Origin of the sequence: Canicola haemoglobinophilus, from assembly GCF_002015075.1 — a bacterium.
GTDB classification, from domain to species: Bacteria; Pseudomonadota; Gammaproteobacteria; order Enterobacterales; family Pasteurellaceae; genus Canicola; species Canicola haemoglobinophilus.
In genome coordinates this window covers 20,660-40,768 of sequence record NZ_MUXZ01000021.1, presented here as the reverse complement: position 1 = coordinate 40,768, position 20,109 = coordinate 20,660, and the positions used below count along the sequence as shown (strand labels likewise).

The following is a 20,109-nucleotide window of genomic DNA, read 5'->3' as shown; positions in this document are numbered from 1 at the left end:
GAGAAAATATGAATAGGTTAAATTTAATTAGCTTAGCAATTTATGGCTTATTTGCTGGTTCTTCTGCTTATGCCAATACTAATACTTTGCCACAAGGTCATAGCGTTAAATCAGGGACTGCTGAATTTGCAACTCAAAATACACAAATGACGATTACTCAAAAAACGCCACAAGTGAGTATTGAATGGAATAGTTTTGACATTGGAAAAGAAAATACTGTGGAGTTTAAACAGCCTACGGCAAGATCTATCGCTTATAACCGCATCAATGGGGGGAACGCCAGTCAAATTCAAGGTAAATTAAAAGCTAATGGTCGAGTATTTTTAGCCAATCCCAATGGAGTTATTTTCTCTGAAACTTCTCAAGTTAACGTTGGTGCAATTTTAGCCACAACGAAAGAATTAGAAAACGCTCAAGCACTTGATAATAACAAACTGAAATTTGTTCGAGTTAATAAAGATAAGAATAAAAATGAGGGCGAAATTGTCAATCGCGGTAAAATTTATGCTGATGGCGAAAATGGCTTTATTGTTTTTGTTGGCGATAAAGTCAAAAATGAAGGGGAGCTAAAAGCGAAGAATTTTGAGAAAACTACCACTAGAAAAGAAAGAGTTTGTACAGGTGGACAAGATTATTTATGTGATGGACTATATTCTAGTTACGGCTATCGTTGGGAAGAACAAGAAGTAAACGAAACCGTCCGCACTCCAGCACAAATTATCCTAGCCTCTGGTGAGAGTTTTGAGCTTGAATTAGGCGGAGATAGAGGAACATCAGTCAGTGTCTATTTAGATAAAAATACGTTAGCAAGTTTGATAGAAAATAAGGGAGCTATTATAGCGGAAAATGGCTATGTTGAGTTGACTGCTCAAGGCGTTAATCAAGTCTTAGATACGGCGGTAAATAACGATGGTTTAGTAAAAGCAACTTCTGCGACTCGGACAACAGATGGCAAAATCACGCTTTCGGCATCTAAAATTGAGCTTGGAGCGAAAAGCGATCTTTATGCACAGCAAAAACTGGATTTTACTTCTCCTGAAAAATCAGGTTCAAAACAAGTGAAGATTAGATCACAAAAAGGGTCAAAAATCTTAGCGAAAGAAACAAATATTAAAATCGATAAGTTACATTTTGAGGGAGAGTTTGCTCGTGGTGAGCATAATGAAGATAGTTTTTATCGTGGTGGTGGACTTGATCGTCAGGATAATTTATTCAATGTTGAATTACTTGGAAAAATCAATATTGGGGATCAAGGTACGACAGGAAGTGCGGTCGGAAATTCAGAGAATTTTATTAGTAACGATACATTAGCCTCAATGTTGGGTAATAGTGGACGAGTGAACTTAAATCTACGCCTGATACTTCGGGAAGTGCTATAAATTATGGTGGTTTCCATTGGACGGGGCATTTCAATGTTTCTCATTTTAAAAATACTGATAGCTTATTATCTTTAAGCACAGGCAGTGGTATTGATCTTAAAAATGCCAATATTAAATCTGAAAATGGACGGTTGCTGATTTTAGCACAGCTGACGGATTATAAAAATAAAGTACCACAAACTGCTAATGCAAAAATTTCAATTAGCGATAGCACCATTGATTTAGGCAATGGTTCAATCGGTTTGGGACGTTCGGGCAGAAATGTTGATTATGTGCAAAATATTGCTTCTACGGAAGATGAGCAACGTAGCTATTTTGATGTGAGTTTGAAGAATGTAACGCTCAGTAACATTGATGATTTTGTTGTTGCAGGGGGCTTTAAGACAGTAGACTTTGATCACGTTGAACATAAAGGGCGCATGAATTTATCCCTTCATGGTGGTAATAGTCGTAAGTATGGTGCTGAAAATAAAAAAACAGGTTGGGAATATGGCATAAAAGATCTTGAAGAGCGGATTTCTCGTTCAGAAAAAGATCAAGACTGTGAGCGTTGTCGTCGTTGGAAAGCGACATCTGATTTAGATAGCAATATTGCCCGCGAATTTTTAGATGTAACAGACAGTTGGATTGTAGAGCAAGATAGAAAACATTTAGAAACGACTATTCAGATCAATAATTCTAATTTATCTATTGATGATGGATTTTTACACTTAATGGCAAAAAATATTCGATTAAAAGACTCAACGATTAATTTGAATTTTGCTAAAAATTGGAAATATGATAGTGAGTTTCCTACTATCCCGAAAGTGAGTATTAATGGTGATACGCAGTTAGATAACAGTCATTTGAATATTCGAGGGGCAAAAATTGATAAAAAATTCGGTACTGCCGCAGGATTGTTCTTTGTTGGCGATTTACTCGGTAAAAATAAAAGTAGTGTTTTTATTAAGACTGATGATGGTTATACCGTACGTACCAACGGTAATTCACGCTGGCACGGAGAGAAAGATAAAGATGATTTAAAAGTGACTATTTTGAATCTAGGAAATAGCTATGATCCTGAAAAATACAAAAATGGTGTAGATATTACCGCAGATTACCCAGAGCTTGGCAATACAGGTTTCTCTTTGGCAGCAACCAAAGCAAAAGTGTTATTTGAAAACTTATCTTTAACGATAATTGCTCCTAATGGGGCACCTGCCTACTACAGTTCGAAAGATTTGGGGATTGAAACCAAAAACGCTGATTTTTCTTATTATGAGCGACCGAGAACTTATAAACAGCAAGAAGCTAACATTACGGGAACGACCAAAAGATTAAATTTAAGCGATAAGCAAGTAGCTCGTTTGGTGGATAGTTTGAGTGGTGTACAAGCAACAAATTTATCTACAGATCAATCACAACAAAGTGCCGAGAATCAAGCAACATTAAGTTCAGAGTTGGCTTTACAATCAGTTGAAAATGAAAAAGATGTTCATGTACAGGTTTGTATTGATGGGGAAGAGTGTAAAAATGTGAATTTAGGTAATCAGCATTCGGAAGCAACAGTTAATGTAGGAGAAATTCAATAGTAATAAAATACTTATTTGAGAAAACCTCCAGCCTTAAACTGGAGGTTTTTCTATTTATATATTAAATGATGTTTACGGATACCTAATATTATGAGCATTGTTACATAACTTATTGCAGCAACAGAAATTAGCCCGATTAACCAAAATACACGAATAGAAAAAGCCATTTGCATCCAAAAATTTAAAGCAGGGGAATAATACCAAATGATGCCTCCCATAAAGGTTGCTGAAACTAAAACTTTGATAAGAAAGACCGCACTTTGGCGAGTAAAATAGTAAACCCCTGCTTGGGATAACCCTCGATAAAGTAAATAAACGTTAAGCGTTGCGGACATCGCAGAAGCAATAGCTAATCCAACATAACCTAGTGGAATAGCAAGTAAGTTAAATCCCATATTGCTTACCATGGCGATAATTCCAACTTTTACAGGCGTTTTGGTATCTTGGCGAGCATAGTAGCCGTTTGCTAAGATTTTTATTAACATAAAACTTAATAAACCAGCGTTCAGTGCCCAAAGTGATTGGGCGGCGGCTTTTACATCAGAAAATAAAAATTGCCCACGCATAAAAAGCACTAATAGCATTGGTTGAGCTAAAATAGCAATGCCAATCATCGCAGGAATGCCTAGTAAGAAGATCATTCTAACTCCCCAATCCATTGTTTGACGAAAATCAACCGCACTTTTTTCCACATTATCTGTGCGATTAACGTGATGTCGAGAAAGGGTTGGGAGAATAACCGTTGAAATTGCAATGCCGAATAAGCCGAGTGGAAATTCTAATAAGCGATCTGAGTAATAAAGCCAACTGATTGATCCTGTCATTAAAAAGCTAGCAATAAAAGTATCTAATAAAAGATTAATCTGACTCACTGAAACGCCGAATAGGGCAGGAATCATCAAAGTTCTAACTTTTTTGACACCCTCATCATTCCAAGCCCATTTAGGCTTTGTTAACAATCCCACCCTCTTTAAAAAGGGAATTTGAAACAGGAATTGCAACAAACCACCGATGAAGATTCCAATAGCTAAAGCAAGATCAGGATTCTCTAATCGAGGGGCAAGTAAAAGTGCGGTAGCAATCATGGCTATATTGAGTAGAACAGGTGAAAAAGACATCACGCCAAATTTGCCAATAGTATTTAAAATTGCACCTGATAATGCTACAAAGGTAATAAACCATAAGTAAGGAAAAGTGATTTTAAGAAGTAAAGAGGCTTGCTCGAATTTGATTGCATTAGGACCGTCATTGAGCCAATCCACAAACCAACCCGAACCAAAAATTGCCGCAACTACAGGCGAAAAAATCATTGCCAATAGGGTAACAATGGAAACTAATCCGCCTAATGTACCAGAGACTTTGCCGATAAATTCTCTTGTTTTATTTAAATCGCCTGATTTTTGGTATTCCGCTAAAACAGGTACAAAGGCTTGTGAAAAAGCACCTTCAGCAAATAAACGTCTTAAAAAATTAGGAATTCGATTGGCAAATAAAAACACATCGGCAGCAATGCCAGCACCTAAAATTTGTGCGGTAATCACATCACGAATTAAACCCAAAATACGTGACAGCAAGGTCATTGAACTGACGACAATGCCTGATTTCAATAATTTCTTACTCAAAATAAACTTCCCTTTGTGAAAAATTGGCTTAATTGTATATAAATTTTATTTTTAAGCTATATTCTAGGCGAAAAAACTGTTAAAATCTCGCCCACATCGTGACTCTGCTCAACACTTATGCTCAAAACGAGAGACATTGAGGAAGGCCAACGATGCTTTTTTCGGTTGTGTCTCACCGAAATCCTCAAACCAAATTTTGCTAATTGTTTATTGACAATTGTATAGAAAAAAGGCATATTTTACGCCTTTATTTTTTCGTAAACTAACAGACATTTTTAGGAGTTTGACCTTGGCTAATATCAAGTCAGCTAAAAAACGTGCGATTCAATCTGAAAAACGCCGTCAGCACAACGCAAGCCAACGCTCTATGATGCGTACTTTTATCAAAAAAACTTACGCAGCAGTAGCAACTGGTGAGAAAGCAGCAGCAGAAGCAGCATTTCAAAAAGTTGTGGATCGTATGGCATCTAAAGGCTTAATCCACGCTAACAAAGCAGCTAACCACAAATCTAAATTAGCAGCACAAATCAAAAAATTAGCGTAATTTTTTTGAAAATTAATAAAAATAAAACCGCACTTTAAAGTGCGGTTTTTTATCGCTTGAATAAAGCCATAAGTTGCTTTTTAATATTGCAAACCTAAAAATAAATAATCTTCAGTGCTTAAATAAGGAAACAATTTATGTTGTTTAAAAAACTGTTTGGTTTCACGAAGTTTACTGCTTATAAAAGTTTTTCTTCTCTCTATGATCAATATGCCATTTGGGGTTTTGAGAAACAGTTGGAATTTGCCCAACAGGTTGAAGGTTTAGATTGGGAAGTTGATTTATCTTCGGGGCAAATTAAGTTTAATCAATCTCTTGTTTTCCCTGTGCAAATCTTAGGTTCCTTTTCTTTTGAAAATGAAACTTGGTTATGGGCTTGGGCAAATACAAAATCTAATATCCCAACAAAATTATTGAGCCAAGTAAAAGAATTACGTGCTTATGGAAAAAAATACAAAATTAGTGAATTAACGAAGGCTAACTTGAGGTTATCTATCAATGATATTCATAGTTTTGGTTTGGTAGCTTTAGGCATGTTTGATTATCAAGGCTATTATGTCGGGAATTTTGGTTCAGGTGCATTGTTGATGACAATTCCTGAGTTAAGCAAATCAATGGAAAAAACAGCAGAGCAAGTTCAGCTTGATATTTTGTCTGTATATTCAAAGTTTATTTCTATGTTTGAAATTAAAGCCCAGAAAAAAGTGCTAAAAAATTATGTGACGGCTAAAAAATATGTGATCGTTGAAGATAACGATACTCATCTTATTGCCAGAAAGGGAGAGAAAGAGATTATTGGTATTTTTGATGAGCAAGGCAAAATTTTGCAATTGAAAGGATAGGATTTAAAAAGGGTAAATATTTTTAACATTTACCCTTTTTATATTTGCTTTTTATCCTTTAGCGAGTACTTGTACTGGTTGTAGTACGATTTGCACGTTTACGCTCAACTTCAGTCAGAAGTTTTTTACGAATACGCACAGATGCTGGTGTGACTTCGACTAACTCATCATCATCAATAAATTCTAATGCTTGTTCAAGTGTGAATTTTAATGGTGTGGTTAAGGTTAGCGCATCATCTTTACCTGAAGCACGCATATTAGTAAGTTTTTTACCTTCTAATGGATTTACCGTTAAATCATTAGAACGGCTATGAATACCAATAACTTGTCCTTCATAGATTTCAGCACCATGATCCACCATTAACTTACCACGATCTTGTAAGGCATAAAGTGAGTAAGCAAGAGCCTTACCTGTACCATTTGAGATTAGTACACCGTTAATACGCTGACCAATTTCTCCCGCTTTTACATCATCATAATGACTAAAGCTTGAATAAAGTAAGCCTGTACCAGAAGTCATGGTCATAAATTCATTACGGAAACCAATTAAGCCACGGCTTGGAATGATGTATTCTAAACGGGTGCGACCTTTGCCATCTGGCACCATATCACGCACTTCACCTTTACGAATACCTAGCGCTTCCATTACCGCACCTTGATGCTGTTCTTCAATATCAATGGTCACTTGCTCAAATGGCTCTTGTTTACGTCCATCAATCTCTTTGAAGATAACTTTCGGACGTGATACTGCTAATTCATAGCCTTCACGACGCATATTTTCAATCAATACCGATAAGTGTAATTCACCACGACCTGATACGCTGAAAATATCTGAGTCATCTGTTTCTTCTACTCGTAAGGCTACGTTATGCACAAGCTCTTTCTTCAAACGTTCTAAAATTTGGCGAGAAGTGACAAATTTACCTTCTTGTCCACAGAATGGAGAAGTATTTACGCAGAAGAACATAGTCACAGTTGGCTCATCAACACTTAATGCTGGTAATGCTTCTACATTATTAATATCACAAATAGTATCTGAAATATTTAATTCGCCTAAACCTGTAATAGCGATAATATCGCCAGCATAAGCTTCTTGCGCTTCGTAACGTTGTAAACCTAAATGACCAAGCACTTGACCAATACGACCATTACGAGTTTTTCCTTCAGAGTCAACTAAGGTAATAGGTTGATTTGGTTTCACGGTACCACGTTTGATACGACCAATACCAATAACGCCTAAATATTTGCTGTAATCTAATTGTGAAATTTGCATTTGGAATGGCGCATCTAATTCCACATCTGGTGGCGAAACGTGCTCAACAATGGCTTCAAAGAGCGGATCCATATTTGGCGCTAATTCTTCATGTTCAAGACCCGCAACACCATTTAGTGCTGAAGCGTAGATAATCGGGAAATCAAGTTGTTCATCTGTTGCACCTAAGTTCACAAAAAGATCAAATACTTGATCTACCACCCAGTCAGGACGCGCGCCTGGGCGGTCAACTTTATTGATAACTACAATTGGTTTTAAGCCATGAGAGAAGGCTTTTTGTGTTACGAAGAGAGTTTGTGGCATTGGACCATCAAAGGCATCTACTACCAATAACACAGAGTCAACCATAGAAAGAACACGTTCAACTTCACCACCGAAGTCAGCATGTCCCGGAGTATCTACGATATTGATGCGATAGCCATTCCAGTTAATCGCCGTATTTTTTGCAAGAATAGTAATGCCACGTTCTTTCTCAAGATCGTTTGAATCCATTACACGTTCATCTGTATCGCCACGAGAGGTATCTAATGTGCCTGAAAGTTTAAGAAGTTTATCAACAAGGGTTGTTTTACCATGGTCAACGTGCGCAATAATTGCAATATTACGCAATTTTTGAATATCAATTTTATCTGTCATTTGAATAATCTAGGGTTATATAAAAAATAAAGAAATTTCTACCGCACTTTACTTTTCAAAATAGTTCATTTTTACATCTATATAGTGCGAAAGGTCGCAGATTATACAACCTTTTACTAGCTTGAGCTATAAAAAACCACCCTTGCAGACTATAAATTTCCCTACACTATTAGGTTCTAATTGATTATAATCTTCGCTTAAATTTTTTATTTCCCTTCCCACTAAAATAGAGAGAATATTTATGTCAAACACAACAGCTATTGCAAATGTATTCAAGTTAATTGAAGAAAATAACATTAGGTTTGTTCTTCTTCGTTTTACCGATATTAAAGGTAAAGAACATGGGGTTTCCTTGCCAGTCAGTTTAGTTGATGAGGACTTATTTGAAGATGGCAAGATGTTTGATGGCTCATCAGTTGAAGGTTGGAAAGCCATAAATAAGGCGGATATGTTATTGATGCCAATTGCAGAAACCGCCGTTGTTGACCCCTTCGCTCAAATTCCTACCCTTTCAATCCGCTGCAGTATTTTCGAACCAACCACAATGCAAAGTTATGATAGAGACCCTCGCTCAATTGCTATTCGAGCAGAGAATTATATGTGTTCAACAGGCATTGCGGATAATGTATTTGTTGGGCCTGAGCCAGAGTTTTTCTTATTTGACGATGTGCGTTTTGATGTTTCTATGAACGGCAATTCTTATGTTGTTGATGATATTGAGGCGGCATGGAATACAAATAAACGTTATGAAGACGGCAACAAGGCTTATCGCCCGTTGAAAAAAGGTGGTTATTGCGCAGTTGCACCAAATGATACTGCTCATGATATTCGCTCAGAAATGTGTCTGTTAATGGAAGAAATGGGATTAGTCATTGAGGCACATCATCATGAAGTGGCAACGGCTGGACAAAATGAGATTGCAACTAAATTTAATACCCTTACGCTAAAAGCAGACGAAACACAAATTTATAAATATATTGTACAAAATGTGGCTTATGAGCATGGTAAAACAGCTTGCTTTATGCCAAAACCAATTACAGGCGATAATGGTTCGGGCATGCACTGCAATATGTCTTTGAGTAAAGATGGGAAAAATATTTTCCAAGGGGACAAATATGCTGGGCTTTCTGATACCGCACTTTATTTTATTGGTGGGATTATCAAACATGCTAAAGCCTTAAATGCCTTTACTAACCCTTCGACTAACTCTTATAAACGCTTAGTTCCAGGCTTTGAAGCACCCGTTTTATTAGCTTACTCAGCAAGCAACCGTTCTGCATCAATTCGTATTCCAGCAGTAACAAATCCTAAAGCAATTCGTGTCGAAGTGCGTTTCCCAGATCCACTTGCGAACCCATATTTAGCATTTTCTGCTTTATTAATGGCTGGTTTAGATGGTATCCAAAACAAACTTCATCCGGGCGATGCAATGGATAAAAATCTTTATGACTTACCGCCAGAAGAATTGAAAGAAATTCCAGCTGTTGCAAGTTCATTAGGTGAAGCCCTAGATCATTTAGAGAAGGATTATGAATTCTTAACTCATGGCAAAGTATTTAGTAAAGAATTTATTGATGCTTTCGTTACTATGAAACGTAAAGAAGTAGAACGCCTAAATATGACGCCACATCCAGTGGAATTTGAAATGTATTATGCTTAAGTCAAGTTTTAGATCATTTTGAAACAATAAAAATGTCGAGCATATAACTCGACATTTTTTATCCGTAAAATTATTACATAATTGCTGAAATATATTTCAGCATTACCCCAGCGGCAATGGCAGAACCAATTACGCCAGCCACATTAGGACCCATTGCATGCATTAATAAAAAGTTTTGATGATCCGCTTCTAAGCCTAATTTATTGGATACTCGAGCTGCCATTGGAACAGCAGAAACACCAGCGGAGCCAATAAGAGGATTAATTTTGTCTTTACTAAAGTAGTTCATCAACTTCGCCATTAAGATACCGCTTGCCGTTCCAATAGCGAATGCAATCATACCTAGTAATAAAATCCCCAAAGTTTGTGGTTGAAGGAATTTATCTGCGACTAATTTTGCTCCAACGGATAATCCAAGGAAGATTGTCACAATATTAATTAAGGCATTTTGAGTAGTATCACTTAAACGCTCTACCACGCCACTCACTCGCATTAAATTACCAAAACAGAACATACCTAATAATGGCGCTGCATCTGGCAATAATAAGGCCACCAGAATTAATAGCACGATTGGAAATAAGATTTTTTCCCTATTGCTCACATTGCGTAGCTGTACCATTTTAATTTTGCGTTCTTGTTTCGTAGTTAAAAGACGCATGATTGGCGGTTGGATAAGTGGAACCAATGCCATATAAGAATAAGCCGCAACAGCTATAGCACCTAATAACTCTGGAGCTAGTTTGCTGGCAAGATAAATTGCTGTTGGGCCATCAGCACCACCAATAATCCCGATTGCGGCTGCTTGCGGAAGGGTAAATTCAATAATACCGAACCAATTTAATGCTAGCGCACCTAACACAGTAGCAAAAATCCCGAATTGTGCCGCTGCTCCTAGTAATAATGTTTTCGGATTGGCAAGTAATGGACCAAAATCTGTCATTGCTCCAACACCCATGAAAATAATCAGAGGTGCGGCACCTGAGTTAATGGCAACACTATAAAAAGTAGATAGCACACCATCGGTATAGCCTAAATCTTTTGCTAACAAGCCTGCTTGTGTATGTAACAGTGCTGGAGCTTGTTCCAATGCCTGCTTCAATGAAGAGGCATCGGCATTACAGTGAAGTAAATTAGCCAGTGCAGATAAATGTTGGGCATTATCCGAATGAAGTAAATTTTCGAGTGCTGAAAATGCCATATTGGCTTCGGGAATATTCGATAATAATCCTCCAAATCCAATGGGTAGTAATAAGAGCGGTTCAAATTTTTTCACAATTGCAAGGTAGAGCAATATCAAGCTGATGACAAGCATAACCGCTTGCCCCCAGCTTAAATGCATCACGCCTGTACCTTGTAAGAGGGCGAGAATACTTTCCATATTAATCTCCGATTATGCCAAAGTTAATAAAGTATCACCCACAGCCACTGTATCGCCTGCTTTTACTTTTATGCCTTGCACAGTGCCTGATGTAGCCGCACGGATTTCTGTTTCCATTTTCATTGCTTCTAAAATGAGTAATACCTCTCCTTCTGCTACTTTTTGTCCTTCATTGACAAGCACTTTCCAGATGTTCCCTGCCATTGGTGCATTGACTGGGTTACCCTTCGTGGTGGTATTTACTTGTTCAGTGGGTTGTGTTGTTGGCGCTGCTGGTGCAGGTGCAATATTACTAATATCTCCGCCTTCGCTAACTTTCACTACGAAAGATTTGCCCTCTAACTCAACGGTATAAACAGCACTACCATTTTGTTTTGGAAGTGCGGTCGGTTTTTCCGTTGGTTTTACTTTGGTTTCTTCTATGCTTGGTGCAGGTTCAAAGGCATCTGGATTGCCTCGATTTTCTAAGAATTTCAAGCCAACCTGAGGGAATAGGGCAACGATTAATACATCATCAATTTCATTCTCAGCAAGCTGGATACCTTTCTCTTTGACTAATCGTTTGATCTCTGTGGATAATTTGTCCATTTCTGGTTCAATGTGATCTGCTGGGCGGTCAGTAATAGGTTGTTCGCCAGCTAACACTTTAGCTTGCAATTCCGCATTGACCGGTGCTGGTGTACGGCCGTATTCCCCTTTGAGGATACCAGCAGTTTCTTTCGCAATAGTTTTATAACGTTCGCCCATCAATACGTTAATTACCGCCTGTGTACCAACGATTTGTGAGGTTGGTGTAACCAATGGAATATAGCCTAAATCAGACCGCACTTTTGGGATTTCCTGTAACACTTGATCTAATTTGTCGGATGCATTTTGTTGTTTGAGCTGACTTTCTAAATTAGTTAACATTCCCCCCGGTACTTGTGCAACGAGAATTCGGCTATCAACTCCTCTTAATTGCCCTTCAAATTTAGCGTATTTTTTGCGTACATCACGGAAATAGGCTGAAATGCGTTCAAGTTGCGGAATACTTAATCCCGTGTCGTATTGCGTATTATCTAAGGTCGCTACTAATGCTTCCGTGGCAGGATGTCCATAAGTACCACTCATGGAAGAAATCGCGGTATCAATACCGTCAGCACCAGCTTCGATAGCTTTGAGTAATGCCATTTCTGCCATGCCAGTAGTTGAATGGCAATGAATGTGTAAGCGCACATCGTAGCGTTTTTTGATTTCACTGACTAATTTGTATGCTTCTACTGGCGATAAAATTCCAGACATATCTTTAATAACTAATGAGTCGATACCTATTTCTAATAGTTGTTCTGTGGTATCTAGCCAAGTTTCTAAAGTATGTACTGGACTGGTTGTGTAGCTTAATGTGCCTTGTGCATGGCCGCCATTTTTACGTACAGCTTTTAAGGCTTGCTGCATATTTCGCGGATCATTCATTGCATCAAATACACGGAATACGCTCATTCCATTTGCTACCGCACGCTCAACAAATTTATCAACTACGTCATCAGCATAATGGCGGTAGCCCAATAAATTTTGACCGCGTAATAACATTTGTAATGGTGTATTTGGAATCGCTTTTTTCAGCTCACGCAAACGTACCCAAGGATCTTCACCTAAAAAACGAATACAAGCGTCAAAAGTTGCGCCACCCCAAGCCTCAAGTGACCAATAGCCAACTTTATCTAGCTCAGCGGCAATAGGTAACATATCATCAAGGCGTAAACGTGTTGCAAAAAGAGATTGATGTGCATCACGTAAAACCACATCAGTTATAGCAATTTTTTTCTCTTGAGTAGTCATTTGTATTCTCCATTATTGTAAACCTTGTTGACGGCGGTGATGAGCAATTGCAGCTATGATAACCGGACGTAAACGTTCTAAATCAGTTAATTCTGTTGTTGACGTTGATGTATTTTGAGGCGTTGAAACAGGTTCAGATGAAAAGTAACTAATGAGTTTAGACATTAGTTTTATGGCAAAAATTAAAATTAACAAGAAGACGAGAACAAAGCTCATACCAGAAAGCATTAAGTTCAATCCTTCTTGCATTAGTTGTGCACTTGTCATAGTTAGTCCTTTAAAAGTTATTTAGTTCAATAACATGCATATCATACGTTTTTTTATGGGGGAAAAATTTGAACTAGATCACATTGTTATTGGATTTATATCATAGCTATATTTTTGTTTTTTATTCTTGGCTTAAAAAGCGTAGAATGCCACTCACGGAATTTTCTTGAAGGATAAAAAAATGCTACTTCCATTTATGTTAATTGCCTTATGTGCAGGGATTGCTTTAGCCACTCAAGCGGCAATTAATAGCCAGTTGGCGCAATCTATTGCAGGTCAGCCAGCCATTGCAGCACTGATTTCTTTTGCCACAGGAACACTGGTTTTATTGTTCATTTGCTGGTGGAAAATGGATCTGTTTTCTGCGTTGCAACAAGTACCTAAACAACCTTTGTGGAAGTTAATTGGTGGGCCATTGGGAGCATTAGTGGTATTCACAACGATCTTTCTTGCGCCTAAGATTGGTGTTACCAATATGCTGTTCTTTATTATTGTGGGGCAATTATTGACCGCACTTATTATCGATCATTTCGGTTTAATTGGTATGGCACAACGGCCTGTAAACCTTTGGCAAATCATCGGTTTTATTATTATCGGCATCGGTTTATTGCTATTTTTCTTTGGCAAAAAATTCTTTCATTAACTCTCTTTACTAAAATTCTTTTCTTCTCCCTCTTGAAATATTTGTGATTAATCTTACTTATGTTGAGCGAATATAAGGCATTTCATTTTAAGTTTTATTTTAGACTGAAATGCAAACATCAATTTTAGGAGAGATTATGAACATAGATAAATTTACTACAAAATTCCAACAAGCTATTGCTGAAGCTCAATCTTTAGCTATCGGAAAAGATAACCAATTTATAGAACCCGTGCATTTAATGACCGCACTTTTAAACCAGCAAGACAGTTCTATTTCACCTATTTTAACTGCAGCTGGTGCAAATTTACCTTTATTACGTAATGAGATAAATGTGGAATTAAATAAGTTGCCACAGGTTGCAGGCAATGCAGGAGATGTTCAGCTATCTCGCCAATTAGTCAATTTGTTGAACATTTGCGATAAGCTCGCCCAACAGCATCAGGATAAATTTATTTCTTCTGAATTATTTTTATTGGCTGCATTAGAGGATAAAAGCTTAGGCGATATATTGCGTAAGAGCGGTATAAAAAAAGAAAATTTAGTACAAGCCATTGATAAATTACGAGGGGGCGAAAAAGTGAATGATCAAAATGCAGAAGAAAGTCGTCAGGCCTTGGAAAAATATACCATTGATTTAACTGCTCGAGCAGAAAGTGGCAAGTTAGATCCTGTGATTGGGCGTGATGAAGAAATTCGCCGAGCTATTCAGGTTTTACAACGCCGTACTAAAAATAACCCAGTGTTAATTGGTGAGCCAGGGGTGGGTAAAACTGCGATTGTGGAAGGCTTGGCACAACGTATAGTCAATGGTGAAGTGCCAGAAGGTTTAAAAGGTAAACGAGTGCTTTCTTTAGATATGGGGGCTTTAATTGCTGGAGCTAAATATCGTGGCGAGTTTGAAGAACGCTTAAAAGCGGTTCTTAAAGAATTAGCACAAGAAGAAGGCAGAGTGATTTTATTTATTGATGAAATTCATACCATGGTCGGTGCTGGAAAAACGGACGGTGCTATGGACGCAGGTAACTTGTTAAAGCCAAGTTTAGCCCGTGGCGAGTTGCATTGCGTGGGTGCGACAACTTTAGATGAATATCGCCAATATATTGAAAAAGATGCCGCACTTGAACGTCGTTTCCAAAAAGTTTTTGTGGGCGAACCAACGGTGGAAGATACCATTGCGATTTTGCGTGGCTTAAAAGAGCGGTATGAAATTCATCATCATGTGCAAATTACCGATCCAGCGATTGTGGCGGCAGCAACCCTTTCTCATCGTTATATTTCAGATCGTCAATTGCCAGATAAAGCCATTGACTTAATTGATGAAGCGGCATCAAGTATCCGCATGGAAATTGACAGTAAGCCACAACCTTTAGATAGATTAGAACGCCGTATTATTCAGTTAAAACTGGAACAACAAGCCTTACAAAAAGAAGATGATGAAGCGAGCCGTAAGCGTTTAGACATTCTTGAGAAAGAGCTAAGTGAAAAAGAACGTGAATATGCGGAATTAGAAGAAGTTTGGAAAGCAGAAAAAGCCGCACTTTCAGGTACGCAGCATATTAAAGCGGAATTAGACAATGCGAAAACCCAAATGGAACAAGCTCGCCGTGTGAGTGATTTTGCCAAAATGTCTGAATTGCAGTATGGCATCATTCCTGAGCTAGAAAAACAGCTTGCACAGGCAGAAAGTGCGGAAGGAAAAGAGATGACTTTATTGCGTAATCGCGTTACTGACGAGGAAATTGCTGAGGTGCTTTCTCGTGCGACTGGTATTCCAGTAGCGAAAATGATGGAAGGCGAAAAAGAGAAATTATTACGCATGGAGCAAGAGTTACATAAACGTGTTGTGGGACAGTCAGAGGCTGTGGTTGCGGTGGCTAATGCCATTCGCCGTAGCCGTGCGGGACTTTCCGATCCAAATCGCCCTATTGGCTCGTTCTTGTTTTTAGGACCAACAGGCGTAGGGAAAACGGAACTTTGCAAAACGCTTGCTAACTTTATGTTCGATGATGAAAACGCCATGGTGCGTATTGATATGTCGGAGTTTATGGAAAAACATTCGGTTTCACGCTTGGTGGGTGCGCCTCCGGGATACGTGGGCTATGAAGAAGGTGGCTATTTAACCGAAGCTGTTCGCCGCCGTCCATATTCTGTGATTTTGCTGGATGAAGTAGAAAAAGCCCATAGCGATGTATTTAATATTTTATTACAAGTATTAGATGACGGACGTTTAACCGATGGACAAGGCAGAACCGTTGATTTCCGCAATACTGTGGTGATTATGACTTCAAATTTAGGCTCTGATTTAATTCAAGGCAATAAAGAGTTGGATTATAACGCAATGAAAGAGGTTGTGATGTCTGTTGTAGGACAGCATTTCCGCCCTGAATTTATCAACCGTATTGATGAAACTGTGGTGTTCCACCCATTAGCCAAAGAAAATATCCGAGCTATTGCCACTATTCAGTTACAACGCTTAGTTAAACGTATGGAAACTCATGGTTATCAGCTTGAATTTACCGATGCGACTTTAGATTTTATCGGTGAAGTAGGCTACGATGTGATTTACGGAGCAAGACCATTAAAACGTGCTATTCAACAAGAAATTGAAAATCCATTAGCACAACAAATTTTATCAGGGCAATTATTACCAGGTAAAAAAGTGATTGTGGATTATGTTGATGGGAAGGTTGTTGCTCAACAGTAAGTCATTTTAGTTAAATTGAACCCGGCTTTTAGTCGGGTTTCTTTTTTTCAAAGTGCGGTAATAATTTGCCAAGATTTTTGCCCTTTGCCTTTGATTGAGCTTGTTGATAAATACCGCTAAAATACACCGCACTTTTCCCTCAAATGATTTTTATAGGATTTGTTATGTCGCAGCCTCGTTTTGTGCATTTGCGTGTACACAGTGATTTTTCCATGATTAACGGTATCGCTAAAGTTAAACCTTTGGTAAAAGCCTGTGTGCAAAATGAAATGGTCGCAATGGCATTAACGGATTTTACCAATTTTTGTGGCTTGGTGCGTTTTTATGGTGAGGCGCAATCTTCGGGGGTTAAGCCTATTATTGGCGCCGATGTGTTGGTTAAAAGTGATTTGTTGGGCGATGAGCTTTTTGAACTGACTTTATTAGCCAAAAATAATCAAGGCTATCATAATATTACCTTGTTGCTTTCAAAGGCTTATGAGCGTGGTTATTCCGATTTGCCTTATATTGATCAGGCTTGGTTAGCCGAACATCGTGAAGGGATTATTGTTTTATCTGGTGGGCGTAATGGCGATGTGGGGAAAAAATTACTGAAAAATAACCCTGCAGATGTGGAAAGTGCGGTGGCGTTTTATCAAGAATATTTCCCTGAGCATTTTTATTTAAGTTTAAGCCGTACGGGTCGTCCTGATGAAGAACGCTATATTCAAGCAGCCTTAGTTCTTGCACGACAAAAGCAGTTGCCTTTAGTAGCAACAAATGATGTTTGTTTTTTAAATGCAGAAGATTTTGAGGCTCATGAAATTCGGGTTGCCATTCATGACGGTTATACATTAGATGACCCGAAACGCCCGAAATTATATAGCCCACAGCAATATTTCCGTTCTGAACAAGAGATGTGTGAATTATTTGCTGATATTCCAACCGCACTTGAAAATACCTTATTAATTGCTCAGCGTTGTAATGTTACTGTGCGCTTAGGCACTTACTTCTTACCGCAATTCCCAACAGGCGAGTTAAGCACCGAAGACTTTTTAATTCAAAAATCTAAAGAAGGCTTAGAGGAACGTTTAAAAGTCTTATTTCCTGATCCTCAAGTGCGGTCAGAAAAACGCACAGTTTATGATGAGCGTTTACAAACAGAATTAGACGTAATTAACCAAATGGGCTTTCCAGGCTATTTCTTGATCGTAATGGAGTTTATTCAATGGTCAAAAGATAATGATATTCCAGTGGGGCCAGGGCGTGGTTCTGGGGCGGGTTCCTTAGTTGCCTATGCGTTAAAAATTACCGATTTGGACCCGCTCGAATTTGATTTGCTCTTTGAGCGTTTTCTTAACCCTGAACGTGTGTCTATGCCCGATTTTGATGTGGACTTCTGTATGGACGGTCGAGATCGCGTGATTGAGCACGTTGCCGAAACCTATGGACGTGGTGCGGTATCGCAAATTATCACTTTTGGTACTATGGCGGCAAAAGCGGTGATTCGAGATGTGGGGCGTGTATTAGGGCATCCTTATGGCTTTGTGGATCGTATTTCTAAATTAATTCCTTCTGATCCGGGCATGACTTTGGCAAAAGCCTTTGAAGCGGAACCGAGATTACCAGAAATTTATGAAAATGATGAAGAAGTGAAAGCCTTAGTGGATATGGCTCGTAAACTGGAAGGGGTGACTCGTAATGCGGGCAAACACGCGGGTGGCGTGGTAATTTCCCCAAGTTTAATCACTGATTTTTCCCCTTTATATTGTGATTCTGAAGGTAAACACCCTGTTACCCATTTCGATAAAAATGATGTGGAATATGCCGGTTTAGTCAAATTTGACTTCTTAGGGTTACGCACCTTAACCATTATTAAATGGGCATTGGATATGATTAATGCTCGTTTAGCCAAAGAGGGTAAAAGTGCGGTAGATATTTCGGCAATTCCTTTAGATGATCCTGATTCATTTGCGTTGTTGAAAAGAGCTGAAACCACAGCGGTATTCCAGTTGGAATCTCGAGGAATGAAAGACTTAATTAAACGTCTTCAGCCTGACTGTTTTGAGGATATTATCGCTCTTGTTGCTTTATTCCGTCCCGGTCCTTTGGAGTCGGGAATGGTGCAAAATTTTATTGACCGTAAACATGGGGTTGAGCCTGTTTCTTATCCTGATGCGGAATATCAACATGAATCTCTTAAACCGATTTTAGAGCCAACCTATGGTGTTATTGTTTATCAAGAACAAGTGATGCAAATCGCACAGGAATTGGCTGGCTACAGTTTAGGTGGAGCGGATTTATTACGTCGAGCCATGGGTAAGAAAAAGCCTGAAGAAATGGCTGCACAGCGTGATATTTTTGAAAAAGGAGCAATAGCAAAAGGTATTGATGGCGATCTCGCAATGAAAATCTTTGACTTGGTGGAGAAATTTGCAGGTTATGGTTTCAATAAATCGCACTCTGCAGCTTATGCGTTAGTGTCTTATCAAACTCTTTGGTTAAAGACCCATTATCCAGCGGAATTTATGGCAGCGGTAATGACATCTGAAATGGATAATACCGATAAGATTGTGGGACTTTATGATGAATGTTTACGCATGGGATTAACTGTTGTACCACCAGATATTAATACGGGTAAGCACCATTTTAGTGTGAATGAAAATGGCGAAATTGTGTATGGTATTGGTGCAATAAAAGGGGTGGGAGAAAGCCCAATCAATGCACTTGTTACCGCGCGCGAACAGGGCGGAATTTTTAAAGACCTCTTCGATCTTTGTGCCAGAGTGGATTTAAAACAAGTTAATCGCCGCACTTTTGAAAGCCTGATTAAATCTGGTGCGTTTGATAAATTAGGTCCACATCGTGCCGCACTTGCTAAAAATTTGGAAGATGCTTTAAGAGCATCAGACCAACATGCTAAAGATGAAGCTATGGGGCAGGCGGATATGTTTGGGGTGTTGACCGAAAGCCCAGAAGATGTTGAAAATGCCTATGCGCATACGCCTCGCTGGAGCGAAAAACAGATTTTAGATGGCGAACGTGAAACCTTAGGATTGTATTTAAGTAGCCATCCAATTAGTCGATATTTAAAAGAGTTATCCCATTATAGCTCTACAAGATTGAACGAATTATCACCGAGTAAGAAAGGCAAGATGAGTACGGCTTGTGGTTTAATTGTTGCATCAAGATTTGCGGTAACTAAAAAAGGAAGTCGATTAGGTATTGCTACACTAGATGATCGCTCAGGTCTTTTAGATATAACCTTATTTGCCGAGGCGTTAGAGCGCTTTGGTGATAAATTGCAAAAAGACACCATTGTGATTGTGTCTGGTATGGTCAGTTTTGATGATTTCTCTCAAGGCTTAAAAATGTCAGTGCGAGAGCTAATGACCTTAGATGAGGCTCGTAGCCGTTATGCGAAAAATTTAGCTATTAGTCTATCGCAAGAACAAATTTCTCTACCATTTATTCGTCAATTGAAAGGGATTATTGAGCCGCATAGTAATGGCTCATTGCCAATTCATGTGTATTATCAAAGTAACGAGGGGCGTGCGTTGATACGTTTTGGTGTGCAATGGTCTGTAACTCCTACTGATGAATTATTAAGTAATTTGGTGGCAATGCTAGGCGAAAGTGCGGTAGAGCTTGAGTTTGAGTAAAAAGCATCTGGTTTATTTGAAACTAACATAGATGAGGTAAATTATGCTTTTTACTAGACAAAGACGCTTTCTTTTTGTTACATTCCTTCACCTTACCTAATTTGCAAAGATAATTTGCTAATTTTCCTATC

13 protein-coding genes are annotated in these 20,109 nt (G+C 38.5%); 8 read left to right on the top strand and 5 right to left on the bottom strand.

Annotated features, from left to right (window positions below; translation table 11 throughout):
- Positions 1-8: 8 nt before the first annotated feature.
- Positions 9-1,379, top strand: a complete 1,371-nt coding sequence (locus B0186_RS07620; RefSeq protein ID WP_078218776.1) for a two-partner secretion domain-containing protein — start codon at positions 9-11, stop codon at positions 1,377-1,379.
- Positions 1,380-1,510: 131 nt separating this feature from the next.
- The gene (locus B0186_RS07615; protein ID WP_078218775.1) at positions 1,511-2,950 is read left to right on the top strand and encodes a hypothetical protein; all 1,440 of its coding nucleotides are present in this window, start codon (positions 1,511-1,513) and stop codon (positions 2,948-2,950) included.
- 50 nt (positions 2,951-3,000) lie between these two features.
- Here B0186_RS07615 and murJ read toward each other — a convergent pair whose 3' ends face one another.
- Complete coding sequence (gene murJ / locus B0186_RS07610) at positions 3,001-4,572, bottom strand: murein biosynthesis integral membrane protein MurJ (protein WP_078218774.1); 1,572 nt, start codon at positions 4,570-4,572, stop codon at positions 3,001-3,003.
- A gap of 289 nt (positions 4,573-4,861) precedes the next feature.
- On the opposite strand from murJ, the gene rpsT reads away from it, so the two are divergent.
- Both rpsT and B0186_RS07595 read left to right on the top strand, forming a co-directional pair.
- The gene (rpsT, locus tag B0186_RS07600; RefSeq protein WP_078218773.1) at positions 4,862-5,116 is read left to right on the top strand and encodes a 30S ribosomal protein S20; all 255 of its coding nucleotides are present in this window, start codon (positions 4,862-4,864) and stop codon (positions 5,114-5,116) included.
- A 137-nt stretch (positions 5,117-5,253) separates the two neighbouring features.
- Positions 5,254-5,958 carry a DUF6882 domain-containing protein gene (locus B0186_RS07595; protein WP_078218772.1) on the top strand — a complete coding sequence of 235 codons (705 nt, stop codon included), beginning with the start codon at positions 5,254-5,256 and terminating at the stop codon, positions 5,956-5,958.
- A 58-nt stretch (positions 5,959-6,016) separates the two neighbouring features.
- On the opposite strand, the gene typA is transcribed toward B0186_RS07595, so the two are convergent.
- Positions 6,017-7,867 (bottom strand): translational GTPase TypA, encoded by a 1,851-nt coding sequence (gene typA, locus B0186_RS07590; RefSeq protein ID WP_078218771.1) that lies wholly within the window; start codon positions 7,865-7,867, stop codon positions 6,017-6,019.
- A gap of 241 nt (positions 7,868-8,108) precedes the next feature.
- Between typA and glnA the strand changes: the two genes are divergently transcribed.
- Entirely contained in the window at positions 8,109-9,527 is a 1,419-nt protein-coding gene (gene glnA, locus B0186_RS07585; RefSeq protein WP_078218770.1) for a type I glutamate--ammonia ligase, read from the top strand.
- 73 nt (positions 9,528-9,600) lie between these two features.
- Here glnA and B0186_RS07580 read toward each other — a convergent pair whose 3' ends face one another.
- The 3 genes from B0186_RS07580 to B0186_RS07570 are packed head-to-tail and all read right to left on the bottom strand — an operon-like array spanning position 9,601 to position 12,990.
- Positions 9,601-10,905, bottom strand: coding sequence for a sodium ion-translocating decarboxylase subunit beta (locus B0186_RS07580; RefSeq protein WP_078218769.1), 1,305 nt, complete (start codon positions 10,903-10,905; stop codon positions 9,601-9,603).
- A 12-nt stretch (positions 10,906-10,917) separates the two neighbouring features.
- Positions 10,918-12,723 (bottom strand): sodium-extruding oxaloacetate decarboxylase subunit alpha, encoded by a 1,806-nt coding sequence (oadA, locus tag B0186_RS07575; protein ID WP_078218768.1) that lies wholly within the window; start codon positions 12,721-12,723, stop codon positions 10,918-10,920.
- Positions 12,724-12,735: 12 nt separating this feature from the next.
- Positions 12,736-12,990 carry an oxaloacetate decarboxylase subunit gamma gene (locus B0186_RS07570; RefSeq protein WP_078218767.1) on the bottom strand — a complete coding sequence of 85 codons (255 nt, stop codon included), beginning with the start codon at positions 12,988-12,990 and terminating at the stop codon, positions 12,736-12,738.
- Between the two features lie 181 nt (positions 12,991-13,171).
- Here B0186_RS07570 and B0186_RS07565 point away from each other — a divergent pair, with 181 nt between their 5' ends.
- The 3 genes from B0186_RS07565 (at position 13,172) to dnaE (ending at position 19,978) form a co-directional block, all read left to right on the top strand.
- The gene (locus B0186_RS07565) at positions 13,172-13,633 is read left to right on the top strand and encodes a DMT family transporter (RefSeq protein WP_078218766.1); all 462 of its coding nucleotides are present in this window, start codon (positions 13,172-13,174) and stop codon (positions 13,631-13,633) included.
- Positions 13,634-13,769: 136 nt separating this feature from the next.
- Positions 13,770-16,337 (top strand): ATP-dependent chaperone ClpB, encoded by a 2,568-nt coding sequence (gene clpB, locus B0186_RS07560; RefSeq protein WP_078218765.1) that lies wholly within the window; start codon positions 13,770-13,772, stop codon positions 16,335-16,337.
- A 164-nt stretch (positions 16,338-16,501) separates the two neighbouring features.
- Positions 16,502-19,978 carry a DNA polymerase III subunit alpha gene (gene dnaE, locus B0186_RS07555; protein ID WP_078218764.1) on the top strand — a complete coding sequence of 1,159 codons (3,477 nt, stop codon included), beginning with the start codon at positions 16,502-16,504 and terminating at the stop codon, positions 19,976-19,978.
- The last annotated feature ends 131 nt before the right edge of the window (positions 19,979-20,109 follow it).

Excerpts from the sequence above, each read along its gene's own strand:
- B0186_RS07620 (WP_078218776.1), top strand. The coding sequence starts at position 9 with ATGAATAGGTTAAATTTAATTAGCTTAGCAATTTATGGCTTATTTGCT.
- B0186_RS07595 (WP_078218772.1), top strand. The coding sequence starts at position 5,254 with ATGTTGTTTAAAAAACTGTTTGGTTTCACGAAGTTTACTGCTTATAAA.
- typA (WP_078218771.1), bottom strand. The coding sequence starts at position 7,867 with ATGACAGATAAAATTGATATTCAAAAATTGCGTAATATTGCAATTATT.
- glnA (WP_078218770.1), top strand. The coding sequence starts at position 8,109 with ATGTCAAACACAACAGCTATTGCAAATGTATTCAAGTTAATTGAAGAA.
- B0186_RS07580 (WP_078218769.1), bottom strand. The coding sequence starts at position 10,905 with ATGGAAAGTATTCTCGCCCTCTTACAAGGTACAGGCGTGATGCATTTA.
- oadA (WP_078218768.1), bottom strand. The coding sequence starts at position 12,723 with ATGACTACTCAAGAGAAAAAAATTGCTATAACTGATGTGGTTTTACGT.
- B0186_RS07570 (WP_078218767.1), bottom strand. The coding sequence starts at position 12,990 with ATGACAAGTGCACAACTAATGCAAGAAGGATTGAACTTAATGCTTTCT.
- B0186_RS07565 (WP_078218766.1), top strand. The coding sequence starts at position 13,172 with ATGCTACTTCCATTTATGTTAATTGCCTTATGTGCAGGGATTGCTTTA.
- clpB (WP_078218765.1), top strand. The coding sequence starts at position 13,770 with ATGAACATAGATAAATTTACTACAAAATTCCAACAAGCTATTGCTGAA.
- dnaE (WP_078218764.1), top strand. The coding sequence starts at position 16,502 with ATGTCGCAGCCTCGTTTTGTGCATTTGCGTGTACACAGTGATTTTTCC.